Origin of the sequence: Candidatus Cybelea sp. (assembly GCA_036489315.1) — a bacterium.
Lineage (GTDB): Bacteria > Vulcanimicrobiota > Vulcanimicrobiia > Vulcanimicrobiales > Vulcanimicrobiaceae > Cybelea.
Window position 1 is genome coordinate 47467 of the sequence record DASXFZ010000029.1, and the last position, 17709, is coordinate 65175.

A 17709-nucleotide genomic window follows, 5' to 3' on the forward strand; every position below is an offset into this window, starting at 1 on the left:
GCCAGGACGAAACTCGGACTCTGGCCCGCCCACGGGACGAATCCGGGACGCCCGTCGTTTGCCGGGGCGGCGGCCCTCACACCTTGTAGCTGTGTAAACCCGAGATCCAGATGTTCACGCCGAGATAGCAGAAGATGATCGAAACGAAGCCGAGGACGCTCACCCAACTCGTCCGCAGCCCCCGCCACGCGTGCCGGGTGTGGAGATGCATGTACGCGAGGTAGACGATCCAGGAAAAGAGCGCCGCCGTCTCCTTTGGGTCCCACTGCCAGTACGCACCCCACGCCTCGTGTGCCCACATGGCGCCGGTGATGATGCCGACCGATATCAGCGGCAGGCCGATGGCAACGGCGCGATAGACGATCACGTCAAGTGCCGGCAGGCTGGGAAGCGCGCCCAGCCAGCGTGCGACCGCTGCCGACTTCGTTCCCTGCGCGTAGAACTTGAGCAGGTAGATGCACGAGAAAACGAACGCAACCAGGAACGCGGCGTACGACGATACGACGATCGGCACGTGGATTTTTGCCCAGTACGATTGGAGTGAGGGAACCGGCGGCATCGTCCCCTCGTACCAGGTAACGCCGTAGGCGAGAAAGATCGCCGCCAGCGCGAGCACGAAGCCGCCGGCAAACCAAAGGCGGTAGCGAAACGCAAAGCCGATGAAGATCGCCACCGACATCGCCGCGAAGAGCGACAGCGAACCGTAGAGGTTGAGCAGCGGCCAGACGCCGGTGGTCTCGAACCGGACCGCCAGCTGCGCGAACTGCGCGAAGCAGCCGAGGATCGCGAGCGGAATGCCGGCTCGCGCAAACCATTCCTCTTGTGAAAAGAAATAGATGATCAGCGCAAGCGCGCCGAGCGTGTACGAGCCGAGCGCTACCGCGATGAGGATTTCGTCCCAAGCAAAATTCATAAGCCGGCTGCCTTCAACGCTACCACCAAACGCCCGAACTCGCTTTCGAAAACGTCGTACCCCTTGACGGTTGTGGCTGCCAGGCCGACGCACGACGCGCCCGTGCCGCGCCCGTCCACTCGAACGTACAGCCGGGCGGGCAGAAAATAGAACGAGATCACCAGTCCCGCGAGCAGCACGAAGGCGCCGATACCGACCAGCGGAACGCCCGGATCGTGGCGGTATTGGAAGCCGCTATAGAGGACGTATTTCTTCGGTACGAGCCGCCATCCGCCGCCCAGGTCGATCCAGGTGCCCAGCGGCACGAGTGCCTCGCCGAGGGTGCTGCCCGACTGCGAGACCGAGAGCACGACCGCCGGATCGTTGACGCGCGGGTCGGCCGTGGGCATGCCGCTCTGCTTGTCGACGGTCGGCACGAAGCGTTCGTACGAAAAGCTTCGCTGCGAGCCGGGAAGCGAGAGCGAATCGCCTTCTTGAAGCGTGCGTCCGGAGGTGTCGCGGTCGACGACGCCGTTGTGCGTTACGAGAAAGCGCATGCCGAAACCGTAGCTCGCCTGATAGTAGAGCGTGTCGTCGACGTCGATCGGATGGTTGACGCGCACCGTCAGATGCTTGGGGACCCCGTCTTTACCGGTGACGGTGACGCGTGAAACGTAGTCGACCGGCTGGTATACCATTCCGCTCTTCGTCTGCGTCGGCGCGATTTTGTAGGCAAAATCGTCGAGCTTCAGCACGGCGCCGGTCTGCGAAATCGCGGCGGTCTCGCCGGTGAGCAGCGCGACCTCGCCGGAGAAACCTCGCGCCCAGTAGAGCGCCGTTCCGGCGGCGATGATCACGAAGCCCGCGTGCGCGACCAGGACGCCTCGCCGCGCCCAGTCGTGCTTGTCGGCGAAGCTCCACTCCGTACCTTCGAAGAGACGATGGCGCACACGCCAGCCGCGCGAGGCGAAGTACTCCGAGAGCCGCTCGCGCACGTCGTCGGGCGGCGCCGCCGCGTCGATCTCCGCGTGAAGCGGGATCTTGTCGATCTTGACCGGTCGAAGCGCCGGCAGGCGCGCGGGTATTACCCGTTTGAACGTGCAGACGGCAAGCGAGAGCAGTATCAGCCCGACGATGCCGACATACCACGGCGAGTGATAGACGTTGTCGAGATTGAGGCGCAGGATCGCGCGCGCCAGCGGAGCGGCGTACGAGCCGAAGTAAACACCCGCTTCTCGTCCTTGATCGATGACGACTCCCAGGAGCGTCAAGATGCCCCATACGACGAAAAGCGAGACCGCAAAGAGCACGTTACCGAACGTGCGGATGAAATCGGCGTACAGCGCGCGCGCTGCCGTCAAGCCGTTTTCCAGCGGCGTTCGAGCGGAACGATGATCCAGATCGAAAGCTCGTAGAGCACGTACATCGGCAGCGCCAGCAGCGCCATCGTTAACGGATTACCGTCCGGGGCCGCGAGGCCGCCGGCAACAAAGAAGCCGAAGAGCGCGTGACGGCGGTAGTGTTTGAGCGTTGCCGCGCTGACGATCCCCAGGCGTGCCAGGCCGATCAGCACGATCGGCGTTTGGAAGATGATCGCGAAGAGCGCGAGCAGGACGATGACGAAGTTCAGCGTGGAGGCGACGCCGAAGGTCGGCGTCGCGACGGCGTCGGTGATGTGCAGCAGCGCGGCGACGACGCGCGGAATCACCACGAAATGGGCAAAGGCCAAGCCGAGCAGCGCCAGCAGCAGCGAAGGAATAATGAAGGCGTAGACCATCCGGCGGGTGCGTGGATGAATGGCCGGCACGACGAAGAGCCACAGCTGCTGCAGCAGCAACGGAAGGCCGAGGACGATTCCGCCGACGATCGAGAACTTGAACTCGGTGAAGATGACGTCCGCCGGGCCGAACGCGTGAAGCTGCAGCCCGCCGAAATACTCGCGCATCATCCAGCGGATCACGTACTGCGACGGCCAGAAGAGCACTACCGCGATCGCGCCGACGGTGGCGATCGCGATCAAGAGACGATTACGGAGCTCCCGCAGGTGCTCCGTGATCGGCATCTCTTTTTGGTCCCACGGCGCTTCGTCAGCGCCGCGTTCGGCCAAGAGCGGCAACGAGGCTTCCTACGCGCTGCGGCTTTACGAGCTCGGCGTGCCCCGCCCGGGCGTGGGCGGCGGGATGGCGTCGCCGGTCGACGAGCCGATCTCGACGTTATCCATCACGTCGGCCGATGCCGTAGCGGCTCGCATGCGTGCTTCTTCGCGTGCTTTGGCCGCGGCCTCGTCGGCCTCGGCCTGCCCCATCAAGAATTCTTTTTTGGCTTGGCCGGCGCTGCGGGCGAGCTTGGGAAGCTTGTCGGCACCAAAGAGGAGTGCTCCGACGACGAGGATTCCGATGATGATCGGCGCGTCGATGATTGCGAGAAGCGGATGTAGCGTCATATCTGTTCGAGTCCTTTGCGCCCTAGTCTAAGAGGGCGTCGGTAAGCTGTGCCAGGTCTTTTTTCGCTGCGGTCGGGCCGATCGGCTCCAACGCCCGCTTGGCGAGCTCGACGTAGCGAGCAATCTGAACGCGTGTCGCGCGAACGCCTCCCTCTCGCTCAATGCCGTAGACGATCGAAGGGATTGCCTCGGCCGTTCCCCCTGCGTAGTAGCCGTCGACGAGGCTGCGGAAGCTGCCGTTCCCTTCGGCAAGCGCCGCGATCAGCGGGAGGGTGGTCTTTCGCTCGACCAGATCGTTCCCCACGGGTTTGCCGAGCGACCGCTCGTCCGCGGTGACGTCGAGCAGATCGTCGCGCATTTGAAACGCGATGCCCAGGTTTTCGCCGAATTCGCGCAAGGCCTCGACCTGCGAAGCAGCGCCGCCGCCCAGGATCGCTCCGCATTGGGCCGAGGCTGCAAAGAGCGAGGCCGTCTTCTTGCGGGCGATTTCGACGTATGTATCGAGCGCGAGGTCGAGATTGCCGAGCGCTTGCAGTTGGAGGACTTCACCGTCGCAGATGTCGGCCAGCGTTGCCGAGAGCACGTGCGGCACGGGATGAGGATACTTGAACGTGACGTTTTTGAAGATCCAAGCAAAGAGATAGTCGCCGGCGAGCACGCTCACCCGGTTACCGTAGTCGACGGCGGTGGCGTTGACGCCGCGTCTGGTCTGCGCGTTGTCGACGACGTCGTCGTGGATCAACGTCGCCACGTGAATGAGCTCCATGTACGCGGCGAGGTGCAGGTGTTCGAGGGGGTCGCCCCCGCAGGCGGCGGCGGCCAGCAGCGTGAGCCGCGGCCGAAGGCGCTTTCCGCCCGCAGCCAACATCCGTTTGATTGCTTCGGTGATGACCGGGTTGTCGGTTGTAAAGCGTTCGCGGAAGAAGCGATCGACGAGCGCCTCGAGATCCTCGTAGGTGCTCGACGGCTCGACGAGCGTCACGGGCGCCGTCCAAAGTGGATAGCGATGGTACCTCCCATCAGCGAGAGGTAGCCGGCGTCGGCAAATCCGGCGCGCGTGAAGCGATCGCGCAGGTCGGGCGCGTTGGGATGATGCGTCAGCGAGCTGGGCAGATAGCGATAGGCCTCAGGCGATCCGCCGACGAGTCCCCCCAGCCAGGGAACGACACCGTAAAAGTAGAGATCGAAGAGCTTTTTGACCCCTTTGTTGGGTGCCTTGCTCACGTCGAGGTTCACGAAGCGTGCACCCGGCCTCAGAACGCGGCGGATCTCGCGGAGCGCGCCATCGACGTCGACGACGTTGCGCAGCGAAAAGCCCATCGTCGCGCCATCGAAGGATTCGTCGTCAAACGGCATCGTCATGACGTCGCCTTCGACGAAGGTCGCTTTGCCGCGCGCTCCTTTGACGGCCCGAGCCCGAGCACGTTCGAGCATCGGGCTGCAGAAATCGATGCCCGTTACGTCCAGCGTAGGCTGGCTCCGCAGCAGTCCAAAGACGAGATCGCCCGTACCGCAGCAAAGATCGAGAATTTTCGCGCGCGGCGGGGGGCCGAGCAGCCGGATTGCCCGGCGGCGCCAGCGTTCGTCAAGGCCGGCGGTCATCATTCGGTTCGCGAGATCGTAGCGGGGCGCGATCCGCGCGAACATCTCGCGAACGAAAAGCGCCTTCTCGCTTTCTGGGTGATTTCGAGTCGGTGCGGAGTTCATAGCCGTTTCGGCTGCTTCCAAATGGCGCGTCGCTCTCCCCCTAGGGTGCTGGCACCATCGTCGTGATGGTTTGCCGTGCTCTCACTGCGCTCGACGGGCGAGGTCATCTCGGCGCTCGCCTCCGCCCGCGACATCGCCGTCGACGCCTATACCCTTCACGGCCCGGTCCTGCGCGCCGTTGAGGCAGCCGCCCAGCGCGGCGCTCGCGTCACCGTCGCGCTCGACGGTGACCCCCACAACGATCCCAACGGGCATCTTGCCGCGGAGAACCGTCGGCTTGCGGGTGAACTGCGCGATGCCGGCGCCGCCGTCTCGCTGGGCGAGCCGGTTCATGCGAAAGCGATCCGGGCGGACGGCCGGCTCTACCTCGACGAAAAAAACTGGGGGAGTGGCGATCTGGTCGTGCGCGAGGACGACGCCGCGGCGGCGCGAGCGATCCCGATGATAAAGCACGCGGCGTTGGCGGAAGAGGCGGCGCTGCTCGACGGCGCTCCCAAGAGTGCCGGCGTCATCGTCGAGAGCGAGTCGTTCGGCTGCTGCAACCGGGTCTACGGCCGGCTGGGAGCCTTGGCGCGCGCGGGTGCCTCACCGCGGCTCCTGGTCAGCGAACGCGAACTGCGCGGCAACGCGCGCGAACGCGAAGTTCTCAACGGTCTCGCACGCAGCGGAGTGCGCGTACGCGTCTGCAGCGATTCGGCGAAACTCGCGGTCGCGGGCGATCGGGCTTGGCTCGGCTCGGCGAACGCGACCGTCGCCTACCGTGAATCGGATTGCATCGACTGGGGAGTTCGAACCGCTGATACGGCCATCGTCGACGCCGTCCGCGAGCGCCTCGAAACTCAGTGGCGCAGCGCGAAGCTAGCTATAGCTCTCGGGCCCTAAATCCCAAAAAGCGTTGCTGCGTTGGCGTCGGTCCGCGCGACGACTTCGGCGAGCGGCACGTTTAAAAGCTCGGCAAGCTTCCCGGCCGTGTACGTCACGTACGCAGGTTCGTTTCGCTTACCGCGTTTGGGCACGGGCGCGAGGTAGGGGCAATCGGTCTCGAGCACGATCGCGCGCAGCCCGACCTCGCAGACGGCATCGCGAACCGCCTGCGCTTTCGGAAACGTCAAGACGCCGCCGATTCCCAAGAAGAGGCCGAACTCGTCGACGTACGTGCGCGCCTGGGCGGGACTGCCCGTAAAGCAGTGAACGACGCCGCGCATTCCGGAACGCCATTGGAGGCGTAAGACCGCGCTGAAGTCTTCGAAGGCGTCGCGCTGGTGAAAAACAATTGGTACGCCGGCCTCGCGGCCGATACGCAGCTGCTCCTTGAATACCTCTGCCTGCGCGTCGCGCGGGCTGTGGTCGTAGTAGTAGTCGAGGCCGATCTCGCCCAACGCCACGACGCCCGCTTGCGCGAGCAGCGGCTTCAGGCGCGTTTCGATGTCCGCAGGAGCCTTGGCAGCTTCGTGGGGATGGATCCCTACCGCAGCGCAGAGTCCGTAGCGCCTCGCGGTGTCGACGGCCGCTGCGCTGTCGTCGAGACTTTCGCCGATCGTCACCATCGCACGAACTCCGGCCTCGCGAGCGCGCGCGATGACCTCGTCGCGATCCGCGTCGAAGGCGCGATCGTGCACGTGACAATGCGTGTCGATCACGTCTGCGCGACGAGCTCCACTTTTGGGAAGAGCGGTGCGGCGGTTTTGGTCTGCGTCCCGGGCCGCAGCCCTCCCCATCGGCCCAGCGACGACGACCAGTCCTCGTCGATGCGTCCCGGCTCGCCGAGCTGCCGCCACATCTCTTCCATGCGCTCCGGCATGATCGGCTGCAGCAGGAGCGCGAGGCGGCGCAGGCCTTCGCACAGATCGTAGAGCACCGCATCGAGCTCGTCGCTGCGGCCCTCTTTGTGCAGCGCCCACGGCTTGTGCTCGTCGATCGTTCGATTCAGCGCCGTCACCAGCTCCCAAACGCCTTCCAGCGCTTCGCGAAACCGCAGTGCGAGGATGCGCTCGCGCGTACTCATCGCCAGCGCCGCGAAGCGATCCCCGAGCTCGTCGGCGGCGTTCCCTCGCGCCGGCACGGTGCCCTCGCGGTACCGCTGCAGCATCGAGAGCGTGCGCTGCAAGAGATTTCCGAGATCGTTGGCGAGATCGCTGTTGTGGCGTTGGGCGATCTTCTCTTCGGAGTAGGAAAAATCGCTTCCGAACGGTGCCTCGCGCAAGAGAAAGTAACGGATCGAATCGGCGCCGAAACGGGCGGCAAGCGCGAACGGATCGACCGCGTTGCCGAGGCTCTTACCGATCTTCTCGCCGTCGACGGTGATCCAGCCGTGCGCGAAGACGAGCTCGGGGGCGCGCTCGCCCAAGGCCCAGAGCAGCGCCGGCCAGATCAGCGTGTGGAAGCGTGCGATCTCCTTGCCGATCAGCTGCGTCTTCGCCGGCCAAAGCGCGGCGAAACGATCCTCGTCTTCGCTCCAGCCGATCGCCGTGATGTAGTTGAGCAGCGCGTCGAGCCAGACGTAGATCACGCCCCCGCCGTCGATCGGAATGCCCCAGTCGAGGTTCGTGCGCGAGATCGAAAGATCGTCGAGACCGTCGCGCAGGATCGACATCATCTCGTTGTAGACGCTGCGCGGCTGTACCCACTGCGGGTTGCGCTCGAAGTGCTCGAGCAGACGGTCGCGGTACGCCGATAGGCGAAAAAACCAGTCGTGCTCCGAGATCCACTGCACCTCGCGGCCGCACGTGGGGCAACGGCCGTCGACGAGCTTGGATTCGAGCCAGAACGTCTCGTCCGATACGCAGTACCACCCTTCGTACTTGCCGAGATAGACGTCGCCGCCGGCGCGCAGGCGGTCGAAGACGCGGCGGACTTTTTCGACGTGTCGCGCTTGCGTCGTGCGGATGAAGTCGTCGTACGAGACGTGATAGGCTGCGAAGAGCTCCTTCCATCGCGGCACCAGCTCGTCGCACCACTCCTGCGGGCTCTTTCCGGCGGCCGCCGCCGCGTTGGCAACCTTCTGCCCGTGTTCGTCCGTCCCGGTCAAGAAGAACGTCGGCTGGAACGTGCGAGAGGTTCGGGCGAGCACGTCGGCGACGACCGTCGTATAGGCGTGCCCGATATGCGGATTGCCGCTGATGTAGTAGATCGGTGTCGTAACGTAATAGGTGCGCTGCATGGGGTTCAGCGTTGCTTTAGCGGCGCTTTGGGGCCGGCCTTCCGCTTCGCTGCCCTCTGGTAGAGAGCGCGGCGGTCGCCAAAGCCTTGCGCGGCCAGCTGTTTTGCTACCTCACCGACCCGTTCGCCGCTCGCGAGCAGGGCATCGATCGCGGCGGTAGGATCGCCCGGCGTCCGCGCCGCGCGATAGGGTGCGATCGCGAAGGCGATCTCTCCGCGGACCGGATCGGGGAGTGCCGCGGCGACCTCCTGCGGAGTTCCGCAGAGCTGCTGTTCGTGAAGCTTCGTGTATTCACGGACGAGGAAGAGGCGGGCATCGGGGGCGATCGCCGCTAAGTCGGCGAGGCTGGCGAGAATGCGCTGCGGCGTCTCGAACCAAAGCGAGGTCACCTCGTGCCGTAAAGCGGCGCGGTAACGCTCGCGTCGCGCCGAGCTTGCGCGCGGCGGGAAGCCTTCGAACGTGAAGGTGCGCAGAGGAAACCCTGAGAGCAGCGCGACTCCCACCGCAGCGCTCGGACCAGGGAGCACTTCGATGGCGATTCCGGCGGCGCGCGCGGCCGCAGCTAGATCGCTGCCCGGGTCGCAAATTCCGGGGGTGCCGGCGTCCGAGGTTACCGCCACGAGGCCGGTGCGCGCGCGCTCGAGGATTCCCTGGGTGACTCGTGGGGCGTTCTGCTCCCGATAACTCCAAATCTCGCGACCCTCGATCTTCAGCGCCTGCAGCAGGCGGCGTGCGACCCGCGTGTCTTCGGCGACGACGAGATCGGCTTCGCGCAGGACGTCGAGCGCGCGAAGCGTGACGTCGCGCAGGTTCCCCAGCGGCGTCGGTACGAAGATCAGGGGCATGGCGGCCGAGTTCGACGCGGAGCACGTTCCTCCGGGCGCGAAGCTGGAGCTTTATATCTCGCCGAGTTGCCCGTATTGCAAGCGCGCGATGGAGTATTACGATGCGCGCCGCGTGTCGTACGTCGTTCACGACGCGCAGAACGACCGGCGCGAGCGCGAACGAATGTTCAGCTATACGGGCGGCGATCCGACCGTGCCGGCGATCGTCGTGGACGGCGTGTACCGGCAGTCCGGCTGGGGCTCGCCGCCAAGAGGTTGAACGGTTCACTAACGCGCCGGTCGGCGCGTTTCACTCAGCAACGTTACTACACAACGGAGGGCTCCTACGATGGACACAAATAACCCGGCGGCTTCAGCGGGCTTCCTCGCCGGCTTTATCCTCGTTTACGGCGTCGTGCTGATCGCGATTGTGGCCTTCACGATTTGGGTCTACTGGCGGATTTTCGCCAAGGCGGGCTACAACGGCGCGATGTCTTTGCTCAATCTCATTCCCGGCGTGGGTCCGCTGATCTGCATGATCGTCCTTGGTTTCGGTCGCTGGCCGATTGAAGATGAGCTCGCGGCGTTGCGCGGCAGCGGCCCCACACCGACGACGGTTCCCCCGCCGCAACCCGGCACCGGCGTCATGCCGACCTAGGCTCCTAAGGAGAGGGCTGCCAAAGCTCCGCGATCCAGCGCTCGACGTCGTCTGCCTTTGAGGGCAGAGCGCCGGAGAGATTCTGCGGGGCGCCGCTCGTAACGGCGATATCGTCTTCGATGCGCACGCCAATGCCTCGGAAGCGCTCGGGGACGGTCGCGTCGTCGGGTTGGAAATACAGACCCGGCTCGACCGTCAGCACGACCCCTTCGCGCAGCTTGCCGTACCGGTACTCTTCGTCGCGCGCCCGCGCGCAGTCGTGCACGTCGAGGCCAAGCATATGGCTCACGCCGTGCAGGGAGTACCGGCGATGCAGGAGACGCTCCGGATCGAGCGCTTCGTCGAGCGAGGCGCGCAGGATGCCGAGGTCGATGAGCCCTTGCGCGAGCACGCGCACCGCGCTGCGATGCGGCTCGAGGAAGTCGTTGCCGGCGATGGCCGCTTCGATTCCCGCGCGTTGAGCCTCCCAAACGATCTCGTAGATCGTCCGCTGCTCGGGTGAGAAACGTCCCGAAATCGGCAGCGTTCGGGTGATATCGGCGGTGTACAGCGAGTCGCATTCGACGCCGGCGTCGAGCAGAAGCAGCTCGCCGGGCCGGACGGCCCCGTCGTTACGCGTCCAGTGCAGCGTACAGGCGTGCTCGCCGGCCGCGGCGATCGTCAGATACCCGACGTCGTTGGCTTCGATCCGCGCGCGGCCCCAGAACGCGGCCTCGATTTCGCGTTCGCTCTTTGCGGTGCGCATCGCCCGAATCGCATCTTCGAACGCGAGCTTTGAGATCGCACAGGCCTTGCGCAGCTCCGCGAGCTCGTACTCGTCTTTGATCAACCGCATCTCCGAGAGATGTTCGGCCAGCTCCGCGTCGTCGTCGCTTCGTTCGAGGATGCGATCGACGCTCTCGTTATCGCCGCGCACGACGCGCAGAGGATAAGCCGCTTCGCGCAGCTCCTGCAAATAGGCAGCTAAGGTCCGCAGCGGGCGGCACTCGTCGACGCCGTAGTAAACGAGGCTCTCGTCGACGCCCCGGTGGCGGCCGACCCATAGTTCACCCGCGACGCGATCGGTAAAAAACTCCGCGCTGCCGCGATTGTGCTCGAGGACGAAGAGCAGGCTGCGATGGCGCGCGCCCTCCGGTTCGAGCACCAAAACGCCGCTGGGTTCTCCGTCGCCGGCGAGGTACGCAAAATCGCTCGACGCGCGAAAGCGGAAGGAGGTGTCATTCGCCCGCACTCGCTCGACGCCCGACGGAATAACGAGGTACGTTCCGCGATACGCCTCCGAGAGCGCTTGCCGGCGCTGCGCAAATCTTGCTGCTTGCGGGTGCGGCCGGACTTCTGCCGGCCGGTCGATCCAGTCGTGGGACATGAATTCCACCAGCGCCTTGGGCGGCTGGAAGTCGTGCTTCGCCTGGGCGGGCTCGGTCTCGGCGGGGGCGTTTCGTTCGGTAGACATGGTTGGGGAGATGCTTCGCCTAACGCCCCGAGGGTCATGCAGCCGGACCCCAGTGGAGCAAGCCAGGTGCGCGCCGCCGACGTGCTGGCAAACGAGCGGACCTATTTGGCCTACGTGCGAACGGCGCTGGCCTTCATCGCGTTCGGCTTCGTCATCGCGCGTTTCTCGCTCTTTGCTCGCGAGTTTGCCACGCTCGTTGGAGGTTCGGCCGTTGCAGCTGGCATCTCGACGCGCTTCGGCACGGCGATGGCGGTCTTTGGGATCCTGATGGCGCTCTTCGGTGCGTGGCGGTACGCGGTTACCAATCGCGGGTTGCTGGAGGGGCGAGTCACAACGCTCTCCGCCGTCGCGGGCTACGCGATCTCACTCTTCGTAGTGGTCGTCGGCGCGATCGTGGCCTTCGCGCTCATGCTCTACCACTAGCGATCTCCAGAGAAAGGTCGAGTGCCGGCGCGCCGTGCGTCAGCCAGCCGACGCTGATGATGTCGACGCCGGTCTGCGCGATGTCGCCAACGCTGGCCTCGGTGACGCCGCCGCTCGCCTCGGTGATCACGCTTCGCTGCACGAGATCGACGGCTTCGCGCAACTGCGCGGTCGTCATATTGTCGAGCAGAACGGCGTCGATCGGGCTGCGCAGGGCTTCGCGCAGCTGCGCGATCGTGTCGACCTCGACCTCGACCTTCACCATGTGGCCGGCGCGCGCGCGGGCCGCCGCAACGGCCTCGGCGATCGAGCCGGCAAGGGCGAGGTGGTTATCTTTGATCAGAATCCCGTCGTCGAGACCGAAGCGGTGGTTGCGACCCCCGCCGCAGCGAACCGCGTAGCGCTCGAGCACCCGCAGGCCGGGTGTCGTCTTGCGCGTATCGGCGATCTGCGCGCGCGTGCCGGCCACGAGTTCGACGAACCTTCGAGTCGCAGTGGCGATTCCAGAGAGCCGCGAGAACAGGTTGAGCGCCGTTCGTTCGCCGGTTAGCAGCGTGCGCGCGCGGGCCTCGATCTCAACGACAACCTCGCCCGCCGCCACGCTCGCGCCGTCGTGCGCGTGCGGCGAGCTTTCGACGCTCTCGTCGAGCATCGAAAACGCAAGCAATGCGGCGTCGAGTCCCGCGATGATTCCGCCGCGGCGCGCAACGATTCGGGCGCGCGCACGGCGTTTGGCGTCGATGATTGCATCGGTCGTGAGGTCGCCGCCGCGGCCCAGGTCTTCGAGCAGGCCGGCGCGCACGAGCGGCGCGGCGATCAGCTCAAGCGACGCTGCGGAGTCGTGTGAACGAACGCTTTGCGAGGGCTTCATCGGCTTGCGGGTAGTCGCTTCGATAGTGGCTGCCGCGGCTCTCGCGGCGCGCGAGTGCCGCCTCGGCGATCAAACGCGCGGCGACGAGCAGGTTGCGCAAAGGACTCATCCCGGCCGCAACGCCGTCGAGTTCCCCAATTCGTCTGACGGCCTCTCGCAGGCCGGCTTCGTTTCGCACCAGACCGACGTTTGCGTACATCACGTTGCGCAGATCGTCGATCGCTTGCGCCTGCGTCATATCGCACGTCGCCTCAACGGCGTCGCGACCGGCCGGGACGTGCGCCCGATCGAGCGACGGAATTTGCCGGCGAGTGCCGGAGATGTCGCTCGCAACGCGCGAGCCGTAGACGAGCGCTTCAAGCAGCGAGTTGCTCGCGAGTCGGTTCGCGCCGTGCACGCCGGTCGCGCTCGTCTCCCCGCAGGCCCACAGTCCCTCCAGAGAGGTCCGGCCCCACTCGTCGACGGCGATTCCGCCCATGTGATAGTGCGCGGCCGGGGCAACGGGAATGTTCTGCAGTCGAGGATCGATGCCGGCTTCGCTGCAAAAGCGGAAGACGGTCGGAAAGTCTTGGGGAAAACTCGCACCGATCGCGGTGCGCGCGTCGAGCCCGACGGTTCGCCCCCGCTGCTGCTGTTCGAAGATCGCGCGTGCAACAACATCGCGCGGTGCCAGCTCGGCGTCGGGATGGATGGCGAGCATGAAACGCTCGCCGAGATCGTTCACGAGGGTCGCTCCTTCGCCCCGGACCGCCTCGGTGACCAGCGGCATCGGGTCGCGTCCGATGGCAAGCGCGGTTGGGTGGAACTGAACGAACTCCATATCGGCGAGCATCGCTCCGGCGCGCGCGGCCATCGCGACACCGTCGCCGGTCGCTTCGACGGGATTGGTCGTAAATCGATAGAGCCGGCCCATTCCGCCGGTGGCGAGCACGACGGCGGCTGTCGCGAAAGCGACGAGCTCGCCGGTCGCGTTCTGGCGTGCGCAAACGCCCTCGACTCGACCCTCGTAGAGCAGTAGATCTTCCGCGGTCGCGTTCTCGACGATCTCGATCGAGGGATTGTCTCGCACGGCTTCGATCAACGTCTTGAGGATCTCGTGACCGGTCGCGTCTCCGCCCGCTTTGACGATGCGCCGGCGCTGATGCGCGGCCTCGCGCCCGAGTGCGAGTTTGCCCTCGTCGGTCCGATCGAATCCCGCGCCGAGCTCGAGCAGCTCTTCCACGCGCGCGGGTGCGTCTTGGGTGAGGATCTCGACGATCTTCGCATCGCTGATGCCGGCGCCGGCGCGCTGCGTGTCGATCGCGTGCAGACGCGGCGAGTCGTCGGCGCCGATTGCGGCCGCGATGCCGCCCTGTGCCCAATCGGTCGCGGCGCCCTTCCCTAAGCGAGTCTTGCAGAGAACCGTCACCTTCGCAGGGGCGAGCTTCAGCGCGGCGATTAGCCCCGCGATGCCCGCGCCGACGACCAGGGCGTCGCAGCGACGCTGCTGCACCAGAGTTCCGCTCAGTCTTTCGGCTGGCGGCTGAAGTCGAGCATCCGCTCGACCGCGCGGCGCGCTCGGCGCGCGATTTCGGGGGCGACGGTCACCTCATATTCCATCGCTTCCAGAGAATGCAATACCTTTGGGAGCGTGTTCCGCTTCATGTGCGGGCAGAGATTGCACGGGCGCACGAAATCGACGTTTGGATAGCGGCCCGAGACGTTATCGGCCATCGAACATTCGGTCATGAGCAGAACGCGCGGCGCTGCCCTTTGCGAACCGGCACTGGAGGCAAGCCGTCCGACGTACTCGCTCATGCCCTGCGTCGAACCGACGTAGTCGGCTTCGGCCAGAACGTCCGGCGGGCACTCCGGATGCGCGAGAACGATCAGCGAGCCGTCTCCCTCGCGGAAACGCCGAATGTCCTCGCCGCGGAACCGCTCGTGCACCTCGCAGTGGCCCTTCCAGGCGATAATCTCGACGTTGGTCTTTGAAGCGACGTACTTGGCGAGGTACTCGTCGGGCAGGAAGACGACGCGCGTCGCGCCGAGGGCCTCGACGATCTCGACGGCGTTGCCGCTGGTAACGCAGACGTCGGACTCGGCTTTCACCTCGGCCGACGTATTAACGTACGTGACGATCGGCGCGCCGGGATAGGCCTCTCGCAAGAGGCGGACGTCGGCGGCCGTAATCGAGGCCGCCAGCGAACAGCCCGCGCGCAGATCGGGAACCAGCACCCTCTTGCCGGGGTTTACCAGCTTCGCGGTCTCGGCCATGAACTGCACGCCGCACAGGACGATGACGTCGGCCTCGGTTTGGGCCGCCTTCATCGCCAGCGCCAACGAGTCGCCGACGATGTCCGCGACCGTGTAGAAGATCTCGGGAACCTGGTAATTGTGCGCCAGGATGATCGCATTGCGCTCTCGTTTGAGGCGGTTGATCGCCGCGACGTAGGGGGCATGCAGCGGCCATTCGATGCGTGGAATGATGTGTTCGACGCGCTCGAAGAGGGGGTCGGTTTCGGCGGCGATTTCCTCGCGCAGGGGTAGATCGATGGCGCCCATAGAGCTTTTGGGGAATCTTGCGGGCTTGGCCGCGCCTTCTCCCCCATCTACAACCCGCCGGAGGGGCTGCCGGTTCTTACGGCGAGGCCTCGCACGCTGGGAGTCCTCAACCAAGCGTTAGAGGGGGCGGCGCTCTGGGTAGGACCGCGCACAGAGCATATTCGCAACAGGCTAGAGGAGGATTACCGCATGAACCGCTGGTTCGCCGGGCTTATCTGCGCCGGAACGCTGGTCGCCGGCGCTACGGCGCTCGCCGCAAACGCACAACCCGTCACGCCCGCCCCGTCGACATCACCGATGTCGTCGATGGCACCGATGGCGACCACCGCCCCTATGGGAACGGCGGCGCCGATGGCATCCGCGTCGCCGACGATGAAACCCTGACGCAAACCTGGCCGCGCGTGTCGATAAACTGTGGGCAATCACAATTTTCTTGTGGAGCGGTTGTGGACGACTCAGTAATGCTATTGCAACCAGTGTGTTGCTTTGATAGCATGCAGACACTTCGTTCAATGACGAAGCGCGGACCGTATCGAGCCGCGATCGGAACACGTTGACGATCCGTCGCAATCTTGCGGCGAATCCGAGTGGCCCGGTCGAACAACCGGATCGAAACGTCGGTGGGAAGGCGGAAACGGCTTCAAACAGGCGAGAATGACCGGAGATACGCAAAGCCCGTAACGTTTAACGCTGCGGGCTTTGCTCATTGCAGCGGCCGCCAAACAAGGCCGGGCGCCTGCGAACGGGCAATCTTGGCGCATCGTGAACGATCGAGTCGAGTTGACGTTGCGCGCGCTGGTTTTGGGCGCCGCAATCACGCTCGTCTTTACCGCCGCCAACGTCTACCTCGGCCTGAAAGTTGGGCTTACGTTTGCGTCGACGATTCCCGCCGCGGTCATCTCCATGGCGGTTCTGCGCGCCTTTCGTAACTCGACGATCTACGAAAACAACATCGTTCAGACGGTGGCTTCGGCGGCCGGGACGCTCTCGGCGGTCATCTTCGTACTGCCGGGGCTCGTGATGATCGGCTGGTGGAGCGGGTTTCCATTCGCCGAGTCGTTCGGGGTCTGTGCGATCGGCGGTATCCTGGGCGTAATGTACAGCGTTCCGCTGCGCCGCGCTTTGGTCTCGGGTTCGGATCTCCCGTACCCCGAAGGCGTCGCGGCCGCCGAGGTGCTGAAGGTCGGCACGGCCGCACCCGCGAGTGCCGGCAATCGCGCCGGCCTGATGGCCCTGCTCGCCGGAACGGTCGCATCGGCGGGCTTCGCGGCGATCGTAGCCACTCGAATCTTCGCCGGACAGCTCGCCGGCTATTTTCGCGTGGGCAATGCGACCACCGGCATCGGATTCGGGCTCTCGCTCGCGCTCGCCGGGGCGGGTCAACTGATCGGCATCACCGTAGGGCTCGCGATCCTGACGGGCCTCGTGATCGCGTGGGGCGTAGCGACTCCGGTGCTCACCTCCCTACATCCCCTCGCCGGCTCGGCGGCGGACGTCGCGACGGCGGTCTGGTCGCATCAGGTCCGCTTCATCGGCGCGGGAGCAATCGGCGTGGCCGCACTCTGGTCGCTCGGCCGTCTCGCGCGGCCCGTCGCGCAGGGCGTCGGTTCCGCGATCGCAGCGTCGCGGCGGCGCCGCGCGAACGGCGCGCAGAGCGAGCCTATTACCGAACGCGACCTGCCGATCGGCGTCGTTCTTTTAATAAGCCTCTGCTGCCTGGTACCGCTGGCCGCGCTCTTGGCTCACTTCGTCGCCGGCGGCAAGCTCGCGCCGCTTATCGGAATCGTAACAATAGCCGCGGTCGCCTACGTCGTCATCGCCGGATTCTTCGTGGCCGCCGCGTGCGGGTACATGGCCGGCCTGATCGGCTCTTCGAACAGTCCCGTCTCCGGCTTGGCGATTCTCGCCGTGATCGGCGCATCGCTCATGCTCGTTGCGATCGCGAAAGCCACGGGAACCCAGGCCACGCTCGAACTCATCGCGTACGCGCTCTTCGTTACGGCAGTGCTGCTTTGCGTCGCAACGATCTCCAACGACAACCTGCAGGATCTCAAGACCGGCCAGCTCGTCGGCGCGACGCCCTGGCGGCAGCAGGTTGCGCTAATCGCCGGCGTGGTCATCGGCGCGCTCGTGATTCCGCCGATCCTCAACCTCCTCAATCGCGGCTACGGCTTTGCCGGCGCGCCGAATCTGCAGGGGGCCGCAACACCGTTGCCCGCACCCCAAGCGACGCTGATCTCCGCGCTGGCCAAAGGCGTGATCGGCGGCCAGATCGACTGGCGGCTGATCGGAACCGGCGCCCTGATCGGTGCCGGGATCGTGGCCGTAGACGAGCTCTTGCGCCGCACGAAAAAGGCTGCGCTGCCGCCGCTGGCCGTAGGATTGGGCATCTACCTGCCAGCCTCGACGACGCTGCCCGTCGTCGTAGGCGCGATCGCCGGATGGCTCTACAACCGCTGGGCGACGACGTGCTCTCACAGCGGGCGGGCCAAACAGTTGGCCGTGCTGGTCGCATCGGGCCTAATCGTCGGCGAGAGCCTTTTTGGCGTGCTGCTTGCGGGCTTGATCGTCTCGACCAATAAGCCCGAACCCTTTGCGTTGGTCGGCGACGGGTTCGCGACCGCCTCGGCGATTCTCGGAGGCCTCGCCTTTGCGGTGGTGCTCGGCGGCCTTTACTGGTGGACGAGCCGCGTCTCGCAGCGGCCGGCTTAAGTTCGGGTAAGAAGTAGCGTGA

At 65.5% G+C, this 17709-nt stretch carries 19 protein-coding genes; 5 read left to right on the top strand and 14 right to left on the bottom strand.

What is annotated here, in order from left to right; genetic code table 11:
* Positions 1-76 precede the first annotated feature (76 nt).
* Genes ccsB through ubiE form a run of 6 tightly spaced genes read right to left on the bottom strand, consistent with a single transcriptional unit; the run spans position 77 to position 5042 of the window.
* On the bottom strand, positions 77-913 hold the full coding sequence (gene ccsB / locus VGG51_07255) for a c-type cytochrome biogenesis protein CcsB (GenBank protein HEY1882820.1): 837 nt from the start codon (positions 911-913) through the stop codon (positions 77-79).
* Positions 910-2253: a cytochrome c biogenesis protein ResB gene (locus tag VGG51_07260; protein ID HEY1882821.1), complete on the bottom strand. Its 1344-nt coding sequence runs from the start codon at positions 2251-2253 to the stop codon at positions 910-912. Before VGG51_07260 ends, ccsB begins: the two co-directional genes overlap by 4 nt.
* A complete protein-coding gene (tatC, locus tag VGG51_07265; GenBank protein ID HEY1882822.1) occupies positions 2250-3008 on the bottom strand; it encodes a twin-arginine translocase subunit TatC in 759 nt (252 codons plus the stop codon). The genes VGG51_07260 and tatC overlap by 4 nt, the downstream gene beginning before the upstream one ends.
* 24 nt (positions 3009-3032) lie before the next feature.
* A complete protein-coding gene (locus VGG51_07270) occupies positions 3033-3335 on the bottom strand; it encodes a twin-arginine translocase TatA/TatE family subunit (protein HEY1882823.1) in 303 nt (100 codons plus the stop codon).
* Between the two features lie 22 nt (positions 3336-3357).
* On the bottom strand, positions 3358-4317 hold the full coding sequence (locus tag VGG51_07275; protein HEY1882824.1) for a polyprenyl synthetase family protein: 960 nt from the start codon (positions 4315-4317) through the stop codon (positions 3358-3360).
* On the bottom strand, positions 4314-5042 hold the full coding sequence (gene ubiE / locus VGG51_07280; protein ID HEY1882825.1) for a bifunctional demethylmenaquinone methyltransferase/2-methoxy-6-polyprenyl-1,4-benzoquinol methylase UbiE: 729 nt from the start codon (positions 5040-5042) through the stop codon (positions 4314-4316). Before ubiE ends, VGG51_07275 begins: the two co-directional genes overlap by 4 nt.
* Positions 5043-5117: 75 nt before the next feature.
* Here ubiE and VGG51_07285 point away from each other — a divergent pair, with 75 nt between their 5' ends.
* Positions 5118-5924 carry a hypothetical protein gene (locus VGG51_07285; protein HEY1882826.1) on the top strand — a complete coding sequence of 269 codons (807 nt, stop codon included), beginning with the start codon at positions 5118-5120 and terminating at the stop codon, positions 5922-5924.
* Here VGG51_07285 and VGG51_07290 read toward each other — a convergent pair.
* From VGG51_07290 to rsmI, 3 genes are read right to left on the bottom strand one after another with little or no spacing between them, the layout of a single operon-like run.
* Entirely contained in the window at positions 5921-6682 is a 762-nt protein-coding gene (locus VGG51_07290; protein HEY1882827.1) for a TatD family hydrolase, read from the bottom strand. The genes VGG51_07285 and VGG51_07290 overlap by 4 nt on opposite strands.
* Positions 6679-8202: a methionine--tRNA ligase gene (gene metG / locus VGG51_07295; GenBank protein HEY1882828.1), complete on the bottom strand. Its 1524-nt coding sequence runs from the start codon at positions 8200-8202 to the stop codon at positions 6679-6681. The genes VGG51_07290 and metG overlap by 4 nt, the downstream gene beginning before the upstream one ends.
* A 5-nt stretch (positions 8203-8207) precedes the next feature.
* A complete protein-coding gene (gene rsmI, locus VGG51_07300) occupies positions 8208-9047 on the bottom strand; it encodes a 16S rRNA (cytidine(1402)-2'-O)-methyltransferase (protein HEY1882829.1) in 840 nt (279 codons plus the stop codon).
* Between rsmI and VGG51_07305 the strand changes: the two genes are divergently transcribed.
* Positions 9046-9306 carry a glutaredoxin gene (locus VGG51_07305; GenBank protein ID HEY1882830.1) on the top strand — a complete coding sequence of 87 codons (261 nt, stop codon included), beginning with the start codon at positions 9046-9048 and terminating at the stop codon, positions 9304-9306. The two genes, rsmI and VGG51_07305, sit on opposite strands and share 2 nt — an antisense overlap.
* A 69-nt stretch (positions 9307-9375) precedes the next feature.
* The gene (locus VGG51_07310) at positions 9376-9684 is read left to right on the top strand and encodes a hypothetical protein (protein ID HEY1882831.1); all 309 of its coding nucleotides are present in this window, start codon (positions 9376-9378) and stop codon (positions 9682-9684) included.
* A gap of 4 nt (positions 9685-9688) precedes the next feature.
* On the opposite strand, the gene VGG51_07315 is transcribed toward VGG51_07310, so the two are convergent.
* On the bottom strand, positions 9689-11137 hold the full coding sequence (locus VGG51_07315) for an aminopeptidase P family protein (GenBank protein ID HEY1882832.1): 1449 nt from the start codon (positions 11135-11137) through the stop codon (positions 9689-9691).
* Positions 11138-11173: 36 nt separating this feature from the next.
* On the opposite strand from VGG51_07315, the gene VGG51_07320 reads away from it, so the two are divergent.
* The gene (locus VGG51_07320) at positions 11174-11560 is read left to right on the top strand and encodes a DUF202 domain-containing protein (GenBank protein ID HEY1882833.1); all 387 of its coding nucleotides are present in this window, start codon (positions 11174-11176) and stop codon (positions 11558-11560) included.
* Here the strand turns inward: VGG51_07320 and nadC are convergent.
* The 4 genes from nadC to VGG51_07340 form a co-directional block, all read right to left on the bottom strand.
* Positions 11544-12431 carry a carboxylating nicotinate-nucleotide diphosphorylase gene (gene nadC / locus VGG51_07325; GenBank protein HEY1882834.1) on the bottom strand — a complete coding sequence of 296 codons (888 nt, stop codon included), beginning with the start codon at positions 12429-12431 and terminating at the stop codon, positions 11544-11546. The two genes, VGG51_07320 and nadC, sit on opposite strands and share 17 nt — an antisense overlap.
* A complete protein-coding gene (locus VGG51_07330) occupies positions 12382-13923 on the bottom strand; it encodes an L-aspartate oxidase (protein ID HEY1882835.1) in 1542 nt (513 codons plus the stop codon). The genes nadC and VGG51_07330 overlap by 50 nt, the downstream gene beginning before the upstream one ends.
* 11 nt (positions 13924-13934) lie before the next feature.
* Positions 13935-14975 carry a quinolinate synthase NadA gene (gene nadA, locus VGG51_07335; protein HEY1882836.1) on the bottom strand — a complete coding sequence of 347 codons (1041 nt, stop codon included), beginning with the start codon at positions 14973-14975 and terminating at the stop codon, positions 13935-13937.
* A gap of 182 nt (positions 14976-15157) precedes the next feature.
* Positions 15158-15364 (bottom strand): hypothetical protein, encoded by a 207-nt coding sequence (locus VGG51_07340; GenBank protein HEY1882837.1) that lies wholly within the window; start codon positions 15362-15364, stop codon positions 15158-15160.
* A gap of 373 nt (positions 15365-15737) precedes the next feature.
* Here VGG51_07340 and VGG51_07345 point away from each other — a divergent pair, with 373 nt between their 5' ends.
* Entirely contained in the window at positions 15738-17687 is a 1950-nt protein-coding gene (locus VGG51_07345; protein HEY1882838.1) for an oligopeptide transporter, OPT family, read from the top strand.
* Positions 17688-17709: the final 22 nt, after the last annotated feature.

What these genes read in the sequence shown, in the direction of transcription:
- ccsB (HEY1882820.1), bottom strand. Translation starts at nt 913, where the DNA reads ATGAATTTTGCTTGGGACGAAATCCTCATCGCGGTAGCGCTCGGCTCG.
- VGG51_07270 (HEY1882823.1), bottom strand. Translation starts at nt 3,335, where the DNA reads ATGACGCTACATCCGCTTCTCGCAATCATCGACGCGCCGATCATCATC.
- ubiE (HEY1882825.1), bottom strand. Translation starts at nt 5,042, where the DNA reads ATGAACTCCGCACCGACTCGAAATCACCCAGAAAGCGAGAAGGCGCTT.
- metG (HEY1882828.1), bottom strand. Translation starts at nt 8,202, where the DNA reads ATGCAGCGCACCTATTACGTTACGACACCGATCTACTACATCAGCGGC.
- VGG51_07305 (HEY1882830.1), top strand. Translation starts at nt 9,046, where the DNA reads ATGGCGGCCGAGTTCGACGCGGAGCACGTTCCTCCGGGCGCGAAGCTG.
- rsmI (HEY1882829.1), bottom strand. Translation starts at nt 9,047, where the DNA reads ATGCCCCTGATCTTCGTACCGACGCCGCTGGGGAACCTGCGCGACGTC.
- VGG51_07310 (HEY1882831.1), top strand. Translation starts at nt 9,376, where the DNA reads ATGGACACAAATAACCCGGCGGCTTCAGCGGGCTTCCTCGCCGGCTTT.
- VGG51_07315 (HEY1882832.1), bottom strand. Translation starts at nt 11,137, where the DNA reads ATGTCTACCGAACGAAACGCCCCCGCCGAGACCGAGCCCGCCCAGGCG.
- VGG51_07320 (HEY1882833.1), top strand. Translation starts at nt 11,174, where the DNA reads ATGCAGCCGGACCCCAGTGGAGCAAGCCAGGTGCGCGCCGCCGACGTG.
- nadC (HEY1882834.1), bottom strand. Translation starts at nt 12,431, where the DNA reads ATGAAGCCCTCGCAAAGCGTTCGTTCACACGACTCCGCAGCGTCGCTT.
- nadA (HEY1882836.1), bottom strand. Translation starts at nt 14,975, where the DNA reads ATGGGCGCCATCGATCTACCCCTGCGCGAGGAAATCGCCGCCGAAACC.